Raw genomic sequence first — 20,894 nt, forward strand, 5'->3', positions numbered from 1 at the left:
TAAGTTAGGTACAGTGTGATCAATCAAGTAAAGAGGTGTAACGTGTTATTGATATAAGTGACTACCAGTTTCTTTGAATTCTACCGCTTTCTCTTTCATTCCTTTTTCAATTGCTTCTGTCGTTTCTAAGTCATTTTCTTTCGCATATTCACGAATATCATGTGAAATTCTCATACTACAAAACTTTGGGCCACACATTGAACAGAAATGCGCTGTTTTCGCCCCTTCTGCTGGCAACGTTTCATCATGGTACTCCATCGCGCGTTCAGGATCTAAAGATAAATTAAATTGGTCGCGCCAACGGAATTCAAATCGTGCTTTTGAAAGTGCATCATCACGCTGATGAGCCGTTTTATGCCCTTTCGCAAGATCGGCTGCATGCGCAGCGATTTTGTACGTAATAACCCCTTCGCGAACATCATCTTTGTTCGGTAAACCTAAATGTTCTTTCGGGGTTACATAGCAAAGCATCGCCGTTCCAAACCAGCCGATCATCGCAGCACCAATCGCTGAAGTAATATGATCATAACCTGGTGCAATATCTGTCGTTAACGGCCCAAGTGTATAGAACGGCGCACCCTGACAAATATCAAGTTCTTTCTCCATATTTTCTTTAATTAAATGCATCGGTACATGCCCAGGTCCTTCAATCATAACTTGCACATCATGTTTCCAAGCGATTTTTGTTAATTCACCAAGTGTCTCAAGCTCAGAAAACTGCGCTTCGTCATTTGCATCTGCAATAGAACCTGGACGTAATCCATCTCCAAGAGAAAACGAAACATCGTACTGCTTCATAATTTCACAAATCTCTTCAAAGTGAGTATATAGGAAGTTTTCTTTATGATGGAATAAACACCACTGCGCCATAATCGAACCACCGCGCGAAACAATACCTGTCATACGCTTTGCAGTAATTGGAATGTAACGAAGTAATACACCAGCGTGAATCGTGAAGTAATCAACGCCTTGCTCCGCCTGCTCAATTAACGTATCACGATATACTTCCCACGTTAAATCTTCTGCAATTCCGTTTACTTTTTCAAGCGCTTGATAAATTGGCACAGTTCCAACTGGTACCGGAGCATTACGAATAATCCACTCACGTGTTGTATGAATGTTTTTACCTGTAGATAAATCCATAATCGTATCTGCACCCCAGCGAGTCGCCCACGTCATCTTCTCTACTTCTTCTGCAATAGAAGACGATACAGCAGAGTTTCCGATATTTGCATTTACCTTCACGTGAAAATTACGTCCAATTATCATCGGTTCCGCTTCAGGATGGTTAATGTTCGCCGGCAAAATCGCACGACCTTCTGCAATCTCCTTACGAACAAATTCAGGCTCTACCCCTTCACGAATCGCAACATATTCCATCTCAGACGTAATAATGCCATTACGCGCATAATGCATTTGCGAAACATTTGCACCTTGCTTCGCTCTAAGCGGCTTACGATCCATTTGCGGGAAAACAGGTGTATGTTTTGAAGCCACTTTCACACCGTCATCCTCAGGTTTAATTTCGCGTCCTTCATAAGCTTCCACATCACCACGCCCCAAGGTCCAAGAGTGGCGCGGCGCCTGCAACCCTTTTTCCAGCTCCACTTTATACTCTGGATCTGTATAAGGTCCACTCGTATCATACACACGGATTGGCGGATTTTGAACACCGTTCGTATCGCTTTGTTCAATCTCGCGCATTGGTACTTTCATACCTTCACGTGTTCCATCCACATACACTTTCTTACTTCCTGGTAAACTCGATTTCAATTCAATTTGCTCAGCTGAAACAGACTGTTTCATAACCTTTGTTGCCCCCCCTGTTCGTGACAAGGACGAGATATGGCCAGCGCATGCCAAAATAAAAAGAGCCAGGTCCATAAAAGAATAAGGACCTGGCTCATAAAGACATCATTATGTAAAGCCGTTAACTTCCCTACGCTGGTACGAGCCAGATCAGGTCCAAAGGGTTAAGAAGTTCACACGCTTCTCTCTCAGCCTACGCATACGTTAGGCACCCCTAGTTTATCACTGATTTAATTTTCAATACTTTCCAAGTATACACGTTAATCTGAAAAATGCAAAGGTTATTTCTTTTGTTGTTTACGGAATCATCCAAGTTAAATAATAAGCCTGCACATACGTCATAATCCCAACAATAGTAACGAAGAATAAACTATGCTTCAATGTAAAGCGGAACAAATCTGACTCTTTCCCAGCAAGTCCAACTGCCGCACAAGCAATCGCAATTGATTGCGGAGAAATCATTTTACCTGTTACACCGCCCGTTGTATTTGCTGCAACAAGAAGCACTTCAGATACACCGACTTGCTGCGCTGTAATTGCTTGTAAATTCGAGAACAGTGCGTTCGCTGACGTATCTGATCCTGTTAAGAATACGCCAATCCATCCTAAGAATGGTGAGAAGAACGGGAATAATCCGCCAGTTCCTGCAAGTGCTAACGCTAATGTAGAAGATAGACCAGAATAGTTTGCGATAAATGCGAATCCTAATACGAATCCAATAGATAGAATTGGCATTTTTAGTTCATTTAACGTTTCTTTAAATGTTGCTACTGCATCTTTTGCACTCATTTTTAAAATAAAGATAGAAATGATACAAGCAATTAAAATTGCTGTTCCAGTCGCTGATAAAATATCTAATTTCAAGATTGCTTCATAAGGTGTTGGTTTATTTACAATAGGCTCTGCTTTCATTACTAAATTGTGCAAGCTTGGAACTTCAAATTTAAATACGAGACTTTCTAAAGCGCCGCCCGGAGCGAATAATGCTTTAAAGAAACTTTGGCTCCAAATGACTACCATCACAGTTAAAATAATGAACGGAGACCATGCTTTTACTACTTTTCCTACCGTTAATTTCGGCATAGATGTCGCCGTCGTCGTTGCTGCTACTTCACTATTCGCTTCTTTAGACTGATAAATTTCTTTCGGCTGCCAAACTTTTAAGAATAACGATAAACTTACTAAACTTACAAGTGCTGACGTAATATCAGGAAGTTCTGGCCCTAAAAACGTCGCTGTAATAAACTGTGTAATTGCAAATGAACTACCCGCTACAAATAAAGCAGGCCACGTTTGTTTTACTCCTTTAAAGCCATCCATTAAAAATACGATAAAGAACGGAACAAATAAAGATAAAAACGGTAATTGATGCCCAGCCATTTGTCCAATTTTATGCGGATCAATGCCTGTTACTTGTCCAGCAACTGTAATCGGAATCCCCATCGCTCCGAACGCTACTGGTGCAGTATTTGCGATTAAACAAAGACCTGCTGCATATAAAGGATTTAGCCCAAGGCCTGCCAGAAGCGCTGCCGTAATGGCTACTGGTGCACCAAATCCTGCTGCCCCTTCCAAAAATGCTCCAAATGAAAACCCGATTAAAATAACGAGTAAACGATGGTCATTCGTAATTGATAATACAGATGCACGAATGACATCAAATTGACCTGTTTTCACAGAAATTTTATATAAAAATACTGACATAATGATAATCCACGCAATCGGCCATAACCCGTATAAGAAACCGTATCCGGTCGCTGCCATTGCCATTGTGAATGGCATTTTATACGCAAATAGCGCCACCAAAATCGTTAATACAACTGTAATAAATCCTGCCACATACCCCTTCATGCGGAAAACTGCTAATGCTAAGAAAAAAAAGATGATTGGAATAAGTGCAACTGCTGCCGAAATCCAAATGTTACCGAACGGATCGTAAACTTGTGTCCATGTGTTCATTGTTCTCTCCCCCTAAAGAATCCCCTTTTAAATAAAAATAACCTTATCAATAGACTATCGGGTCATCATACCTTTAAGTCTAAAAAATATAAAACGTTTAAGAAAACGTTTTCAATAATTTTATCACAACAATTTTCATTTAAAAAGATTTTTTTGAAAATTTCATCATTTAAAACAGAAAATCTTACAAAAACGTCACGTTCTTGTAATGTTAATCGATAGGAAGCTCACCAAATCTACTGCATACTAAAGGTATAACAACGAACATTACTTATGAGGTGATATATATGAACGGAAACAAAATATTAGCAGCTTTATCATACTTTAGTGTATTATTTGCGCCTATCTTATTCCCTATTATCGTGTGGATTGTGGGCGATTCTGAAACGAAACCACATGCAAAACGTGCTCTATGGACACACATTATTCCAAGTATCGCAACATTTATTGGATTAGTTATTTTAGGAATTATGGGCATCGGATCTGATCAACCAGACGTAACACTTGGAATTGGAGCAATCATCGTCTTATGTATTTGCGGGATCATTAGCTTATACTACTTTATTTGGAATATCGTGAAAGGTATTAAGGTACTGAAAGCTTAGTTTTAAACAAACGTTTGATTAAAAAGGAACTGTCCAAAAATTGATGTCGCATGATCGTAAATGAAATTTTATCGGCGATTCGACAAGGAATATCGACTTAACTACAAAATACGACAAGAATAACCTACCTATTAATAACAAAAAAACCGTCCCAAAATACCTTTTGGGACGGTTTTTTTATCTTCTGCGTTTCTTCTTTTTTCTCATCATTTTCTTTCGGCGCGTATTCGCTTTATCCGCTATAATGTGGAGCGTACTCGCCACAACAATCCCCATTACAAACGTTACAATTTCAACCTCGTGTTCCTTCGCAATTTCTATTAAATTTCCACCGAATGCGATTATATTTAATAGGAATAAAAACGGAGAAAACACGATTAACATGTATGCAATACGAATAATATCACCAATTATAATCGTATGTGTGAAGAAGGAACGATGGGGCATTACGCTCCTATATGGATACCAAAAAATGCGGAGGAATCCCCATTTATTATACGCATTACTGTACGTATCTAAATCCGGTGTTAGAAATGAAGTACCTACTAAAAAGCCAATTGCAAAAGTTAATAAAAAATCAAAACTTGTTAATCCATACGAAAAGAGCATAAACAAAACAACCGGAAGGGATATTAAGTTTATTTTCGTATGCGTTCTTCCTGATGGCATAATGCACTTCCTCGCTTACGTTCGCCCTGTCATCCTATGACAGTTCTCACCTATTGATCTAATTTTTGATCGATAAATGATGTGTCTATATCCGAACCAAACCATTCTGCCAACTTCACTCGTGCCTTATCTTTCACATCTTCATTTACGTATATCGATGCTTGTAATAGTGCGGCCATTAACGCACCTAAATCATCCGTATAACCGACTCCAGCAATGAAATCTGGGATTGCATCAATCGGTGCAATGAAATAAGCAAGTGCTCCGATGACAATAATTTTCACTCGTTTTGGAACATCCGGTCTTTGCAAAACGTAAAACAACAATAAACTCGCATAGATTACCGACTGCCCTGCCTGCTTCGCAACATGTTTTATTTTCTTCCAAAACGCTTCAACTGAAAATTTTTGTTTCATTCAAAAGCCTCCCTATTTTCAAAAGAAATAAGCTACAATATGTTATGTTATCAGTAAAAGTTCATCAAAATTACACATAATCTATCAATGAAATTTCATTGTAACAAACAAAACCAAAAAGAACAAGTGTTCGTTAATTTTTTCATATTTTCCTTCATATAATAGTTTTCTAGACAACCACTTAAAGATTTCTATTCCATATTTCTCAACCAAAAAACTTTCAATTCCGCTTAACATTCTTTTCTATTTTTGTTATATTTTCTAGTTGACGGGCATATAAACGAATGTTAAAGTTTTCTCTGGTAGTGACAAATCACATACAAAAAATGTAAAATGTTATAGTGTTTCTCAGAAATGAATTTTGTTGTATAATACAGAAATGACGTTATGCTTATGAGCAGCACAAGAAACCAAAAAGGGTATGCATAGTTAAAGTCGTATATGGGTGAATATAGAAACTCTAATTATGGCCAATAAAACTATGTATTTTTTATTTTAACATTTTTCGCTCCAAAATCGACCAAGCCTGATAGAGAAAGGGTGGAAATGAATGAAAGAAACTATGAAATCACAATTTCAAAATGTGCGTTTTACTTTATTCGTAGCTTTGGCCGTATGGCTAAAATCCTACATCATTACACGCACTAGCTTCGATTTAAAACTTGAATCTTTCATGCAAGAATTCATTTTATTCATTAGTCCATTAGCAGCATCATTACTGTTTGTGGGTCTTGCATTATTTGCAAAAGGGAAAAAACGTAACTATATAGCACTAGGAATTAACTTTATCTTAACGTTCATTCTTGTTGGTAACGTAATGTTCTACGGATTCTACAATGACTTCGTTACTTTACCAGTACTAGGACAAACGTCTAATTTCGGAAGTTTAGGCTCTAGTGTGAAAGAATTATTTAACTACAAAATCATCCTTGCATTTGCGGATATTATCGTATTCTTCGTTCTATTGAAGAAGAAGAAAGATTTTGCACCGACAGAACGTGTAGCGCGTCCGATGCGTTCCCTATACTTCGTGTCAACGGTTGCCATTTTCTGCGTAAACCTAGGGTTTGCAGAAGCTGAACGTCCAGAACTATTAACACGTTCATTCGACCGCGTTATGCTTGTTAAAAACTTAGGATTATATGTACACCAAGCATACGATCTTGGCTTACAAGCAAAATCAAGTTCACAAAAAGCGTTTGCTGATGGTAGTAAATTACAAGAAACAGAAAACTACGTGAAAACAACACAAAGTAAACCAGATCCAAATATGTTTGGTACTGCAAAAGGGAAAAACGTAATTATTGTCTCTCTTGAATCATTACAAACATTCTTAATTGGTGCGCAAGTTAACGGACAAGAAGTTACACCATTCCTAAACCAATTTGCGAAAGAAAGTTATTACTTCGATAACTTCTTCCATCAAACTGGGCAAGGTAAAACGTCTGATGCTGAATTCTTAGTAGATACTTCAATGTATCCACTAGACCGTGGTGCCGTATTCTTCACACACGGTAACAACGAATATACAGCAACTCCAGAAATTTTGCGTCAGCAAGGATATCACACATCAGTATTCCACGCGAATAACGCAACGTTCTGGAACCGTAACATTATGTATCCGGCACTTGGTTATGATCGTTACTACAACGAGCTTGACTACAAAATTACGCCAGAAACAAAATTAAATTGGGGATTAAAAGATATCGAATACTTCGATCAATCTATCGATATGTTAAAACAAGTGAAGCAACCGTTCTATACTCGCTTCCTTACTTTAACAAACCATTACCCATTCACTTATGATGACAGTACGAAATTAATCGATGAATACAATTCTGGTGATGGCGTATTTGACCGTTACATGGTAACTGCTCGCTATTTAGACGAAGCAATGAAACACTTTATTGAGCGTCTAAAAGCAGAGGGTATTTACGACAACTCAGTTATCGTATTCTACGGTGATCACTATGGTATTTCTGAAAACCATAACCGTGCAATGGCACAGTTCTTAGGAAAAGAAGAAATCACTACATTTGACCATATGAACTTACAAAAAACACCGATGTTTATTCACGTTCCAGGTCAAAAAGAAGGTAAAACAATTTCAAAACCAACTGGTGAAATTGACATTAAGCCAACAATTCTAAACTTACTTGGTGTAGATTCTACGAATCAAATTCAATTCGGTCATGATGTATTCTCACCAGAAAATAAAGGATTCGTTGTTCTTCGTGACGGTAGCTTCGTTACAGATAAGTACATGTACACGAACAGTACATTCTACGACCGTACTACTGGCGAAGTTGTGCAATTACCGAAAGAAGAATCTCAACCACTAATTGATCGTGCCCAAAATGAATTGAACATGTCTGACAAAATCATTGAAGGTGACTTACTTCGCTTCTCTGAAAGTAACAAGATCAAAACTGGTGAAGTAAAGACAGCTATTAAAGAAGAAAAGAAGAGCGCTGAGTAATCTCAGCCTCTTTTTTTATTTTCTGCTATCCTTCCTCTCCTATTCATTAACTTTAAAATTACATAACCTTCACCTAATATTTACACCACATTAACGAAACATCTTTATAATAAAATATGTAAACAAGGTTCCACATATTTCTTATCTCTCATCTTCAATAGGATCCCTTAGAGAAATGTGTGCATCATTTGTTTTCAACTTTCTTATAATTGTCTTTCCAAATGTTTCATTTGCATAAATGAAACATTTAAAGACGATGTCCCTATGAATGATAGCTACCCTCCTTGTGCAGCATTCCATACGAATGTTGCTTTTTTTTTTCAAAAAGCAGGATTCTTATTTCTCATTTCCGAATTTGTATATACAAAATGCTATAAAGTGAAACTTTAATCAGTGGGTGTTTTGTTCATCCCCCACTGATTATTAGCCCTCACCAATCGGGCGTTTACGGGCAGTTAATGCAGGATAAATCACCACTACTTCTCTGTGATTTACAAATACATATACGTCATATGTAGAGAATTGCTTACATAAAAATTACTATAGTGATTTTTATTCATGTACTAACGAAAGGATGGGACGAAAATTGGCATACGAAAGATTTGTACTATGGAATGATGCAGTTATTGATACAACAAAACATCGCGCGTACATAGAACTTGAAGAAAGAGGTTTACAATTTGGTGATGGCGTCTATGAAGTTATTCGCCTTTATAACGGAAACTTTCACTTATTAGACCCACATTTAACAAGATTATATCGATCCCTTGAAGAAATAGAATTATCACTTCCTTTCTCAAAAGCCGAACTCATCATCTTACTCTACAAATTAATTGAAAACAATAATTTCCACGAAGACGGAACAATTTACTTACAAGTATCTCGTGGTGTACAAGCTCGAGCACATGCATTTTCATATGACATATCTCCGACAATCTATGCTTATATTTCAAAAAAAGAAAGACCATCTTTATGGATTGAATACGGTGTACGTGCTATATCAGAACCTGATACACGCTGGCTCCGCTGTGATATTAAATCGTTAAATTTATTACCAAATGTATTAGCTTATACGAAAGCTGAACGCAAAGGTTGTAAAGAAGCACTTCTCGTACGAAATGGTATTGTAACTGAAGGTAGCCACTCTAACTTCTTTCTTATAAAAAACGGAACACTGTATACGCATCCAGCCAATCACCTTATTTTAAACGGCATTATTCGTCAGTACGTCCTTTCTTTAGCTAACACTCTTCAACTTCCTGTAAAGGAAGAGCTTTTCAGCGTTCGCGATGTTTATCAAGCAGATGAATGCTTCTTTACGGGAACGACTATTGAAATTTTACCGATGACCCATCTCGATGGAACTGCGATTCAAGATGGTCAAGTTGGCCCTATCACCAAATTACTACAAAGGTCATTTTCTCAAAGCCTTTTAAAATCCAACAGCACATCTTCCTAAATACGAATAATCTTCTCATTTTCCACATCAAATATATGTATTTAAATGGAAATCAAGGTGCAGATTTATACCTTGATTTTTTTTTTGTAACCTTTTTGTCATATTCAGATTACCACATAAGTCTTGACAGTAATCGACATGCTCTTTAGAATTTTTAACAGTTGGTAAATATTTCTTCACTACATTACAGACAGAAAGGAATCGACAAATTATGAAAAAATACCTTGCCGGTCTTGCGGCAGTGTCTGTAGCAGGAGGAGCAGCCCCTACACTTGATAGCGTTCAAGCTGCCCCTGAACAAAATACACAAAAAGCTGCTACACAAACTGTCCAAGCTTCCGCATCAAACAATTCATCATATACGGTGAATGCTAGCGTACTACACGTTCGTGCAGGATCAAGTACTTCTCACGACGTCATCTCTCGCGTTTATAATGGTCAATCATTAAACGTAATTGGAGAAGAAAATGGTTGGTTCAAAATTAACGTTAATGGACAAACTGGTTTTGTTAGTGGCGAGTTTGTATCAAAAAACGGAGCAACGAATAACAATGTAAGTACAGGTGGAAACAATAAAGTTACTGCTGATGTATTACGTGTACGTACAGCTCCTAACACTTCTAGTTCTGTTTCAGGACGTGTATATGAAGGACAAACTTTAAACGTAATTGGAGAAGAAAATGGTTGGGTGAAAATCAACCATAATGGACAAACTGGTTATGTTAGTAGCCAATTTGTATCAGGCGCTTCTTCAAATACTGGCTCTACAAGCAATAACAACAATAGTAACAATGAAGCAACTGTTCAACCAGCAAGTGGAAACTATACAGTAAATGTATCTTCCCTTCGCGTTCGTACAGGTCCTAGCACTTCTCATCCAACTGTAGGTTCTGTTAAACAAGGACAAGTAGTACAAGTTGTAGGCGAAGTTCAAGATTGGTTCAAAATCAATTACGCAGGACAAACAGCTTACTTAAGCAAAGACTACGTAACAAAAGGCGGTTCTAACGAAAACGTCACTCAAGGTAACAACCAAGAGCAAAATAATAAGCCAGAACAAAACAATAATGTAACTGTTCAAACTGGTGGTACTTACGTTGTTAACGCAACATCTCTACGTGTTCGTACAGGCCCTGCTGCTTACCATAGTGTAATTGGCGGCGTGTTAAATGGTACAACATTAAACGTAGTTGGATCTGAAAACGGCTGGTTTAAAGTAAACTACCAAGGAAAAACAGGCTATGTTAGTAGCGAATTTGTAAAATTCGTTAAAGGTGGCACAGCTACTCCTGAACAACCGAAACAGCCTGAACAGCCAAAACAACCTGATCAAGGTGCAATTGGCGACTACTACATTAATGCTTCTGCACTAAATGTACGTAGCGGCGAAGGTACAAATTATAGAATCATAGGCGCACTTCCACAAGGACAGAAGGTTCAAGTAATCTCTGAAAACTCTGGATGGAGCAAAATTAACTACAACGGTCAAACTGGTTACATCGGAACACGTTTCCTATCTAAAACACCAGTTGGTGGCGCAGTAGATAATAAGCCTAACGACAACCAAAATAACAATCAAAATAATAACAACAATAATAATACTAATAATAGCGGTGACAGTTCTTCTCTACTTGCATACGCGAAATCTATGCAAGGCGTACCATACGTTTGGGGCGGTACTTCTGCTAATGGTGTTGACTGCAGTGGTTACATCTACCACGTATTTAAGAAATTTGGTCATAACATTAGCCGCCAAAGTGTTGCTGGATATTGGAGCAGCTTACCACAAACTTCAAGTCCACAACCTGGAGACTTAATTTATTTCAAAGATACTTATAAAGCAGGTCCTTCTCACATGGGTATCTACCTTGGCGGGGGATCATTCATCCAATCCGGAGATAAAGGTGTAGCAATCGCTTCATTAAACAACTCTTATTGGAAAAGCCATTTCTTAGGGTATACGAAAGCACCTTAAGTTATAGTTTCAGAGCCTTCTAGTTTACTAGAAGGCTCTTTTTAAAAGACTCAACATAGTAATCCCCTTTCATTCTCTCTACGAAAAAATTATGCGTTCATTCTCCTATTTCATACACTATATTCTATTGAAATTGCCCAAAACGTTATCATAATGAATATATTTCAACAAAAAACATAACCTATTTCATGTCTATTCATTTTATATGTGTTTTTTCAAAGAATTTTCTTTTTATTTAAACTTTTCGTTAGACGTTTGACCTCCGATGTCCATTATGATAAGTTACTTAAGATGTTATATTCGCAAAAGTATAGACAACTGGTTTATACACTTTTTTACTATGAGGAAGGAGCATACACTGCATGAATGTTTTATGGGGAATTGGCGGCGTGATTGGAGTATTAGCAATTGCTTTCTTACTATCTTCTAACCGCAAAGCTATTAATTGGCGCACAATTTTAATCGCGCTAGCATTACAAATGACATTTTCATTTATCGTATTGCGATGGGATGCTGGAAAAGCAGGCTTAAAAGTTGCTGCTGACGGCGTTCAAGGATTAATTAATTTTTCTTACGAGGGAATTAGGTTCGTTGCTGGGGATTTAGTCAACGCAAAAGGCCCTTGGGGATTTGTTTTCGTTATTCAAGCACTACTTCCAATTGTATTTATTAGTTCATTAGTTGCAATCTTATATTACTTAGGTATTATGCAGAAATTTGTTAGTATCGTTGGTGGTGCATTAAGTAAACTTCTTGGAACTTCTAAGGCAGAAAGCTTAAATGCAGTAACAACTGTATTTTTAGGACAAACAGAAGCACCAATTTTAATTAAACCATACTTAGCACGTTTAACTAACAGTGAATTCTTCACTATTATGGTAAGTGGTATGACAGCTGTTGCCGGATCAGTTCTTGTCGGATATGCAGCAATGGGAATTCCATTAGAACATTTATTAGCAGCAGCAATTATGGCAGCTCCATCAAGTTTATTAATTGCAAAACTAATTATGCCAGAAACAGAAAAAGTAGATAATAATGTTCAACTTTCAACAGAGCGTGAAGACGCAAACGTTATCGATGCAGCTGCACGCGGTGCATCTGAAGGTATACAACTTGTTATTAACGTAGCTGCAATGCTAATGGCCTTCATTGCATTAATCGCTTTATTAAATGGCTTATTAGGATTGGTTGGTTCTTGGTTCGATATTAAACTTAGCCTTGATTTAATCTTCGGTTACTTATTATCACCATTTGCAATCTTAATCGGGGTTTCTCCAGGTGAAGCTATCCAAGCAGCAAGCTTTATCGGTCAAAAACTTGCAATCAACGAATTCGTTGCATACGCAAACTTAGGACCACACATGGCAGAGTTCTCTGCAAAAACAAATATGATTTTAACATTTGCAATCTGTGGTTTTGCAAACTTCTCTTCTATCGCAATTCAATTAGGTGTAACAGGAACGTTAGCTCCTACTCGCCGTAAACAAATTGCACAATTAGGGATTAAAGCAGTTATCGCTGGTACACTAGCGAACTTCTTAAACGCAGCAGTTGCAGGTATGATGTTCCTATAAATTCATGAAAGCCTCCTTTTTAAAAAGGAGGCTTTTTTATATAGTATAAACATAATTTTTATATATATTAAATCCTTTATGTCTAGATATATAGACAATATGTTACAATAATTAGTATGTATGTCTGTTTATTTTTTCTTGTACAAGAAGGATACTACTTGATGTATCTCGCCCCAAAAAACTTCCAGCTACATGGTCCATTTCTTAATAATTGTGCATACTACAAATATCCAGCACGAATTATCTGTAAGGAGGAAAGTTTCGTGAAAGATAAGTCTTATAAAGTCCTCTCTATGTGGATTTTACAAATTTTATTTTATTTTACTACTGTACATGTGACGAAATATGAGCACGCGCTCATTTTTACAATTATATATGTCATCATAAATGTACTATTCCTATTTTTAGCTGATAAAACAGCATTTATTTTCTTCATACTGGGAACAATCATTTCAGTATTCTATTTATTTTATCAAGCGTGGCTTCACTTATGGAGTACATCAGATCAATGGGAATATATTATTACCCACTTCCTGATGGCAGCTAACTTCTTCATTGTTTATATTTCAACCCATCTATTAAAAAAGGTTATCCTTAAAAATAAAGAGTTAACTGAACGAGTGAGAGTGCTTGAGCAATACATTGGAGAATCAAAATTATTAACAAGACAAGAATTCGAAAGACGACAAGCTTTATTAACAACTGCGATGAATCGTCGTAATGAAACAGGCATTATCATTTTCTTTGATTTCACTTCCTTTAGTAAATATACGAAGGAAAGTGTCATGGATCATGTAGCTTCATTATTAGTTGAAACGGTAAGGAATGACTTTGACCTTGCTGCTGAATACGACAGCAATACACTGGTTATTTTACTACAAAACACAAATGAAGCCGGTGCTGATATTGTAATGAACCGCCTAAAGCCAAAAATGGAGCAATGGCTTGCTAATGAGGCAATCCAAGACATGAAAATTTCACGAGAGCAAATTGGAAACAAAGGACCGACATTATTATGATGACACTCGTTATACTCCTTTTATTCCTTCTGTTCTGCGTACTCGTTTTCTGGATCAGCATCACATTTTCAATTAAATATGTATTGATTTTTACCGCCTTTCTATTCTCTGCTTTACTCGTTTATTACTCTTTCTTAACAATTGCGGGCTTAATTCATCGAAATAGTAAACGAAAAGATCGTACGCTAGAACATTATCCAAGTGTAGATATTTTAATACCTGCCCATAATGAAGGGGTTGTTATTAAAGATACATTAGAAGCAATGGCAAAGATTGAATACCCAGGCAAACTAAACGTTTATTTATTAAACGATAACTCTCAAGATGAAACACCTGAAATTGGAGATGATTTCGACAAAGCTTATGCTCATATTCATCACATTCGTGTACCACCTGGCGAACCGAAAGGAAAATCGCGTGTATTAAACTACGGCCTTAGCATTTCGGATGGTGAATATTTCTGTGTTTACGATGCAGATAATCAACCTGAACCACATGCACTGCGAATGCTCGTAGAACATGCTGAAACAACAAAGGATGCCGTTGGAGCAGTTGGACACGTTCGTACAGTAAATGAGAAAAGAAACTGGCTTACACGAATGATTTCATTAGAATTTCAGATTTTCCAGCTCCTTATGCAATCTGGACGCTGGCTATTATTCCAAACAGGTTCACTAACCGGAACAAACATGCTTCTTCGTCGTTCCGCATTAGAAGAACTTGGCGGCTATGATCCTTATGCAATTGCAGAGGATGCTGAATTAACATTAAGAATTACCCAAAAGGGCTATCTCTTACCAATCGTCCCGGAATCGATTACATGGGAACAAGAACCTGAACATTTAAAAATTCTTATAAAACAGCGGACACGTTGGCTTCAAGGAAACTTATACATTTTAGAAAAAATGTTTTCTTCATTAAGCTTTTTTAAAGGGAAACTTCTCGTCCATTCCTTACAACAAGTTTTAGTGTATGTCGTATTTTGGCTATTCCTAATCATTTCAAACGTTTGGTTTATAATTGGACTGCTCGGCATATTCCAAATTCAATATAGCATTCCATTACTATTTATGTGGTATGTCGCATATATTACATATGTTTCTCAATTATTTAGTGCCCAGAGCGTCGAACGAACCTTTACACCGACCAATATTTTCATAAGCGTCATTATGTACTTTACGTACGCACAGCTCTTTACGTATTTGTTTATTCGCAGTCTCATTCTTTACTTACGTGCAAAGAGCAAGAAACAAGTAATTGGTTGGGATAAAACAGTACGATTTAAAAAAGAAAAATAGATTTCATTAAAAAATAAGCACAGAGCGCCGTATGCTCTGTGCTTATTTTTTACCGTAATACTATATATATCAGACAATACCCCTTAGCTGAAAGTTATTTCACGTCCATCCCCCAACGAACGATCGACCTTCATTTATATACGAAAAAGTGATTGCTATTTTTGTAGAACCAATTGCTTCTCTTGATGCTCTTTACGAGTTTCAGTCTTTGGTTCCGTGCTTTCTTGGGCATTTCGATGTGCCACACGTTTCAAACAAATATGCTTCCACTTTCTTTCGTAACGTTTCATTATTCTAGTTGTCCCCCTTGAATGCGCTTTAAAACTATTTGAAATCGCTTACAGGAAATAATATAGCACATATACATAAAAGTAACAACACATTTCCGACATATTTTTGTCAAAAATATGAATATAATGTGTAAAATATCGGATATTGTCGAACTATATCGATTTTTCTTTTTAAATTTCTGATATCTATAGTATTCCGCAACAAAGTAATGCTTTTCCTACAATAGTATAGAACAGTGAAAAAGGACTGCCGACATTCGACAGTCCTAATACTATTTATATATACAGAATTTTTTTCTTCCATTATTAATGTTGTTTCATACGTCCTTCTTTTTGCAACTCTTTAAATAGTGCTGCAATCATAAAGAAAATAACAAATACGAACGGGAAGGCCGCAATAATCGACGCAGTTTGCAGCGCCTCTAATCCTCCGACATACAATAAGATCGAGGCTAACGCCGCTAGAACAATACCCCAAACCATTTTAATACGATTTGGTGGGTTTAAGCTACCATGTGTCGTTAACATCGCTAGAACAAACGTAGCAGAGTCTGCCGATGTAATAAAGAATGTTGAAATAAGTAAAATGGCTAACACACATAAAGCCGGTCCCATACTACCCATTTGGTCTAACATCGCAAACAATCCTACTTCTGTGCCCATTTCTTTAATTTGTCCATATATATTTGCATCATCAAATAGCTCCATGTGAATACCTGTTCCTCCGAAAACAGAGAACCAAAGCGCACCAATTACTGTTGGTACGAGTAACACACCAACAACAAATTCACGAATTGTACGCCCGCGTGACACACGAGCAATAAACGTACCTACGAATGGTGACCATGCAATCCACCATGCCCAGTAGAAAATTGTCCATGACTGAATCCATTGATTTCCGCCTTCATTTAATGGACTTAAACGGAAACTCATACTTGGCAATTCTTGAATGTATGAACCGATTGTTGAAGTGAAATAATTCATAATAAAGTTTGTTGGACCTGCAAATAATACAATTATCATAAGTGCAAACGCTAAAATAATATTCGCATTACTTAAATATTTAATTCCTTTATCGAGTCCCGTTTGCGCAGATAGCATATAAAGAACAGTTACAATTCCGATGATTACTAGCTGTGTCGGTAATGAGTTTGGAATGGATGTTAAATAACTAACACCACCCGCAATTTGCTTTGCCCCAAGTCCTAATGATGTCGCCACACCAAATACTGTTGCAAATACAGCTAGAACATCAAACATATGGGCAATACGGCCATGTTCACCGCCTTTAAATAGCGGACCCACTGTCGCACTAATTGTACTTGCTCTTCCTTTTCTAAATGTAAAATACGCAATACATAATGCTACAAGTGCATATAATCCCCATGGATGTAATCCCCAATGGAAAAATGAGAAGCGAAGTGCAAGACGTGCACTCTCTTCAGTCGCACCCTCTCCAAACGGAGGTGTGTATAAATGATTCAACGGTTCTGCAACGCCCCAGAAAACCAAACCGATTCCCATACCGGCACTAAATAACATAGCAAACCATGTCATATAACTATAATCAGGTTCATCATCATCTTTACCTAAACGAATCGAACCGTACTTAGAAACAATTAAGAAAATAGCAATTCCTAAGAAAATAGAAACGGAAATAATATAGAACCATCCAAACTTACTAACTAACGCAGCCTGAATTACAGTCGTTACATTTCCTAAGCTACCTTTTCCAATAATAGATTCGGGAATAATCCCCCAAAGTGTAAATGTAATACATAATGTTAATGAGACAATAAATGTTTTCGTCAGTTTCCTCATCAAATCCCCCTTCGTATGTTTCATTTCTTGTAAATATCATAAATTCCGATGTGTTAAATCGGATAGAAAACCATAGTTTTTTGTGGTGATTTTCTTTCGGCTCTCTCAAGTTTGCCTTCACCAATTAGAGTTCTTATGGACAGCCTTACCTTCCGTACAACCTTTTCACTCTGCAAGAGCTACAAGATTGGAATACTACTGTCAAATTGTGTGAGAAAAATGCGGATGGGAAGAGATTTTCCCAAAAAAGGATGTGTTACAGTTTTAAAAAAGGGCAGATTTATTCTTTACAACCCTTTCTTCTTGTAACAATTATGCGGTTTTTTGCTAGTATATAGCGCGTGTTTATAACTTCACAAACGAGATGTTTATGTTTATATAACTATATTACCCATAAAACGGTAAAATACTCAAGGAATGTAACTGTATAGTAATCATTATGTAACACACCTGTAATATTTTTATTTACGCCGAAAAAAATATGTTGTATTAAATATTTTGAATATAACTAGAAACCTACTAATTATATGGAATGAAAAACGCTTTCCTCTCATTCTAGCTATATTACAAAGTGTTAACGACTTATTACGAATGGTTTGTAATTGTGTGTTTTCCCAAAATCCGAAAAAATCTGTTGCTATAATGAGGACACGAAAACAAACGCAATGGAGGCTATCATGAAAAAATTAATTGGAATAGCAACAGCAGCAGTTTTTGGTCTTGGGATTTTCACCGCATCTGCTAACGCAGAAACTGTTGTAAAAACAGACGTACTAAACGTACGAGAAAACCCTACTACTGAATCAAAAGTTGTCGGTAAATTACAGAATGGTCATAAATTAGATGTTCTAAATACAGAAAACGGATGGTCACAAATCAAATTAGATGGTAAAGACGCATTCGTAAGTACAGAGTTTACAAAGAACTCTTACTATGTAACAGCTAACGTATTAAATGTACGTGCTGAAGCGAACACAAACTCAGAAATTCTTGGAACGCTTAAGAAAGACGATATGATCGAAACAACGAACCAAGTACAAAATGAGTGGTTACAATTTGAATATAACGGGAAAACGGCTTATGTTCATGTTCCTTTCTTAACAGGTACAGCACCTGTTATTGAGAAACAAGAAACGCCTGCTCCTGCTAAAGCTCAAGCACCAGCTAAGGCTCAAGCACCTGCACCAGTAAAAACAGCTGCTAAGCCTGCTGTGAAAGCTGCTGAAACTAGCGAACCTTCTAATGGTCGTGAGTTAACAGTTGTAGCTACAGCATATACAGCTCATCCGAGCGAAAACGGTGGCACATACGGCGGCCGTGTATTAACTGCAATGGGTCATGACCTAACAGCGAACCCAAACATGAAAATGATCGCTGTTGACCCAAAAGTAATCCCATTAGGATCTAAAGTATGGGTAGAAGGTTATGGAGAAGCAATCGCTGGTGATACTGGCGGTGCAATTAAAGGTAACCGTATCGACATTCTACTTGGATCAGATAGCGCTGCTAACAAATGGGGACGCAAAACTGTCAAAGTGAAAATTTTAAAATAACCAATGACTGCTAAATTACAGCCGGTTCTCTTTATTGAGAGCTGGCTTTTATTTTTTTATAATAGCTATAAGGAGGTTATGTCCATGAATGTACAAGCGAAAGTAGACTGGGTCGGTACACCAAAACCGTACATATATAAAGATGATGTAACATATGATGCAATCGCAATTGACTTCTCACTAACAAACGATGACAATCGCTATAAATTAATTGTGCTCAAGTCTGAAGAAAATACACATTACAAACTCGTACGATACGGAATAAAACCAGGCTCTCAAAAGCCATTCCCTATTGATATTCCATTCGAGCAAGAAATGCTACCACTCATAAAGCAAATATTAAATGATCCATATGTAGAAGCGATATTAAAGGAAGCCCGCTTCTAATTGCAAAAAAGGATATCACCTAGTAGGATTTTCCAACTAGGTGATATCCTTTTTACTTTCCCTTCATGAACACGAGTAGAGAAAATTATATCAACGGTTCAACATGGAATATCGATTTACCGACAAAGATTGACAATAACGGCAAGCTACCTAAAGAAAGAGGCTGTTCAAAATTGAACAGCCTCTTTCTTATATTAACGAGTCGGACCAGATACTTCCTCTGATTTCAGCGTATTATTCGCTCCAAGAGAATGGTACAATATCTTTCCATTTCCATTAACAGTAACGATATGGTCATTATTAAAGCTCTTGAATTTTACAGAGCCGTCACCGTAACGAATATGATATTCTTCATATGTCGTTACTTTATATTTCGTCGCACTTTGACGTTCTACATTGCGAATATTCATTGTCAATAAATCTTCTGTCATTCCTTTTTTGTGTAGATATTGTAAGTAATCACGGTCTTCCTTATACGATTTCCCGCTCTTATCATAATCATTTTCAATTAAACTAAAATCGTTTAATGCAATTGCACGTACGTTATTATAAATATGATTTTGTACAAAATCTCCAACCGCTGAACTAGAAGCTTCTTTTGGGAACTTTAAGTAATATGTACTTTGATCTCCAACTTTAATACTTTCAGATTTCATCACACCAAATTCAGCGTTTTTCTCCAAATGTACTTCTACCGTTTCATCCGTCGGTACAGGACCAAGTTTATAACTTCCGTAATTTAACTTTCCGCGTTTCTTGCCATTAACAAATACAGTTGCATCGTTTTCATCAGACGAAATGGTTACATAATTTCCTTCAAGTGATAAATTCACTTCTACTGTCCCATTCTTTTCATCTGCTAAATCCACTTCTTTTTCTGTCTCTAATTCAGCAAGCTCCGTCTTCGCCTTTGCCTTTACAACATAAGCACCCGGGAAGTATGGACCTAATTCTTTCGAAGTTTTATCACTAGAAAGCTCTGTTTCTTTTTTATCATTCACATATATTTCAGCATTCTTTGCAGTTGTGCTAACATTCATGTAATACGACTTCATGCTGAACTTATACTTCGGATACAAGAACCATTCTTTCCCATCTTCTATAATTTTCCCATCTTTAAAAGATGCTTTATCACTTGCTAACTTTTGATTTACTGTCTCTCTTTGCAAATATGATAACAGTTCTTTATTATAAGAAGGATTCTCTTTTAAATAACGGATATACGCCTTAATATCTTCTGTCTTAACCTTTAAGGTTGGATCGTCTACTTTCAAAATCTCATCGATTGCATTCACATCTTTATTTTGGAATGCTTCAATCATTGCATTTACTTGCTTTTCCTTCGAAAACTTGCTAGCACCGAATTTATATGCGCCAAACAAAATAGCAAAAACAATGACAAAACCTATAAGTAAAAACATGTTCTTCTTACTTTTCACTGACTTTGTTTCTCTCCGCATTTCTGAGTGAGAAGAAGCTGTTTGATCAGCAATTTCTTCTACTTTACTTCCGCAATCAGGACAAAAGTTCAAATGATCCGCAACTTGTTTATTGCATGTTCCACAAAACTTCAAGTATTTC

The 20,894-nt window shown here is 36.9% G+C and carries 16 protein-coding genes and 1 riboswitch; of the genes, 9 read left to right on the top strand and 7 right to left on the bottom strand.

From position 1 onward, the window contains the following. Positions 1–45: 45 nt before the first annotated feature. Both thiC and lldP read right to left on the bottom strand, forming a co-directional pair. Positions 46–1,806: a phosphomethylpyrimidine synthase ThiC gene (gene thiC, locus JFT89_RS17235; protein WP_002068339.1), complete on the bottom strand. Its 1,761-nt coding sequence runs from the start codon at positions 1,804–1,806 to the stop codon at positions 46–48. Between the two features lie 113 nt (positions 1,807–1,919). Continuing rightward, a riboswitch (TPP riboswitch) is annotated at positions 1,920–2,035 on the bottom strand. Positions 2,036–2,106: 71 nt separating this feature from the next. Continuing rightward, positions 2,107–3,768 carry an L-lactate permease gene (lldP, locus tag JFT89_RS17240; protein WP_002068338.1) on the bottom strand — a complete coding sequence of 554 codons (1,662 nt, stop codon included), beginning with the start codon at positions 3,766–3,768 and terminating at the stop codon, positions 2,107–2,109. A 287-nt stretch (positions 3,769–4,055) separates the two neighbouring features. Here lldP and JFT89_RS17245 point away from each other — a divergent pair, with 287 nt between their 5' ends. Then, complete coding sequence (locus JFT89_RS17245) at positions 4,056–4,373, top strand: magnetosome magnetite crystal formation protein family (RefSeq protein ID WP_002016181.1); 318 nt, start codon at positions 4,056–4,058, stop codon at positions 4,371–4,373. A 177-nt stretch (positions 4,374–4,550) separates the two neighbouring features. Here the strand turns inward: JFT89_RS17245 and JFT89_RS17250 are convergent, their stop codons facing one another. Then, on the bottom strand, positions 4,551–5,042 hold the full coding sequence (locus JFT89_RS17250; protein ID WP_002089644.1) for a metal-binding protein: 492 nt from the start codon (positions 5,040–5,042) through the stop codon (positions 4,551–4,553). Between the two features lie 50 nt (positions 5,043–5,092). Further along, a complete protein-coding gene (locus JFT89_RS17255) occupies positions 5,093–5,458 on the bottom strand; it encodes a YkvA family protein (protein WP_002016186.1) in 366 nt (121 codons plus the stop codon). Positions 5,459–6,008: 550 nt separating this feature from the next. Here JFT89_RS17255 and JFT89_RS17260 point away from each other — a divergent pair. The 6 genes from JFT89_RS17260 to JFT89_RS17285 all read left to right on the top strand — a co-directional run bounded on the left by JFT89_RS17260 (position 6,009) and on the right by JFT89_RS17285 (position 15,262). Next, positions 6,009–7,937 carry an LTA synthase family protein gene (locus JFT89_RS17260; protein WP_002068388.1) on the top strand — a complete coding sequence of 643 codons (1,929 nt, stop codon included), beginning with the start codon at positions 6,009–6,011 and terminating at the stop codon, positions 7,935–7,937. 574 nt (positions 7,938–8,511) lie between these two features. Then, positions 8,512–9,396, top strand: a complete 885-nt coding sequence (locus JFT89_RS17265; protein WP_002016184.1) for a D-amino-acid transaminase — start codon at positions 8,512–8,514, stop codon at positions 9,394–9,396. Between the two features lie 211 nt (positions 9,397–9,607). Next, positions 9,608–11,371, top strand: a complete 1,764-nt coding sequence (locus tag JFT89_RS17270; protein ID WP_002068457.1) for a C40 family peptidase — start codon at positions 9,608–9,610, stop codon at positions 11,369–11,371. A gap of 362 nt (positions 11,372–11,733) precedes the next feature. Next, positions 11,734–12,945, top strand: a complete 1,212-nt coding sequence (locus tag JFT89_RS17275; protein ID WP_002068456.1) for a NupC/NupG family nucleoside CNT transporter — start codon at positions 11,734–11,736, stop codon at positions 12,943–12,945. 263 nt (positions 12,946–13,208) lie between these two features. Beyond that, entirely contained in the window at positions 13,209–13,964 is a 756-nt protein-coding gene (locus tag JFT89_RS17280) for a diguanylate cyclase domain-containing protein (RefSeq protein WP_033707303.1), read from the top strand. Further along, entirely contained in the window at positions 13,961–15,262 is a 1,302-nt protein-coding gene (locus JFT89_RS17285) for a glycosyltransferase family 2 protein (protein WP_002166440.1), read from the top strand. The genes JFT89_RS17280 and JFT89_RS17285 overlap by 4 nt, the downstream gene beginning before the upstream one ends. 155 nt (positions 15,263–15,417) lie before the next feature. Here JFT89_RS17285 and JFT89_RS30510 read toward each other — a convergent pair whose 3' ends face one another. Further along, the gene (locus tag JFT89_RS30510) at positions 15,418–15,552 is read right to left on the bottom strand and encodes a hypothetical protein (protein WP_002068447.1); all 135 of its coding nucleotides are present in this window, start codon (positions 15,550–15,552) and stop codon (positions 15,418–15,420) included. Between the two features lie 306 nt (positions 15,553–15,858). Beyond that, positions 15,859–17,373, bottom strand: coding sequence for a glycine betaine transporter OpuD (gene opuD, locus JFT89_RS17290; RefSeq protein WP_016096519.1), 1,515 nt, complete (start codon positions 17,371–17,373; stop codon positions 15,859–15,861). Between the two features lie 677 nt (positions 17,374–18,050). Between opuD and JFT89_RS17295 the strand changes: the two genes are divergently transcribed. Both JFT89_RS17295 and JFT89_RS17300 read left to right on the top strand, forming a co-directional pair. After that, positions 18,051–18,926 carry a cell wall-binding protein EntA gene (locus JFT89_RS17295; protein WP_033707301.1) on the top strand — a complete coding sequence of 292 codons (876 nt, stop codon included), beginning with the start codon at positions 18,051–18,053 and terminating at the stop codon, positions 18,924–18,926. Positions 18,927–19,010: 84 nt separating this feature from the next. Beyond that, positions 19,011–19,313 carry a DUF3910 family protein gene (locus tag JFT89_RS17300; RefSeq protein ID WP_016096517.1) on the top strand — a complete coding sequence of 101 codons (303 nt, stop codon included), beginning with the start codon at positions 19,011–19,013 and terminating at the stop codon, positions 19,311–19,313. Between the two features lie 194 nt (positions 19,314–19,507). Here JFT89_RS17300 and JFT89_RS17305 read toward each other — a convergent pair whose 3' ends face one another. After that, positions 19,508–20,887 carry a zinc ribbon domain-containing protein gene (locus JFT89_RS17305; RefSeq protein WP_201040392.1) on the bottom strand — a complete coding sequence of 460 codons (1,380 nt, stop codon included), beginning with the start codon at positions 20,885–20,887 and terminating at the stop codon, positions 19,508–19,510. Between the last annotated feature and the right edge of the window lie 7 nt (positions 20,888–20,894).

Origin of the sequence: Bacillus sp. TH25, assembly GCF_016650935.1 — a bacterium.
GTDB lineage: Bacteria > Bacillota > Bacilli > Bacillales > Bacillaceae_G > Bacillus_A > Bacillus_A mycoides.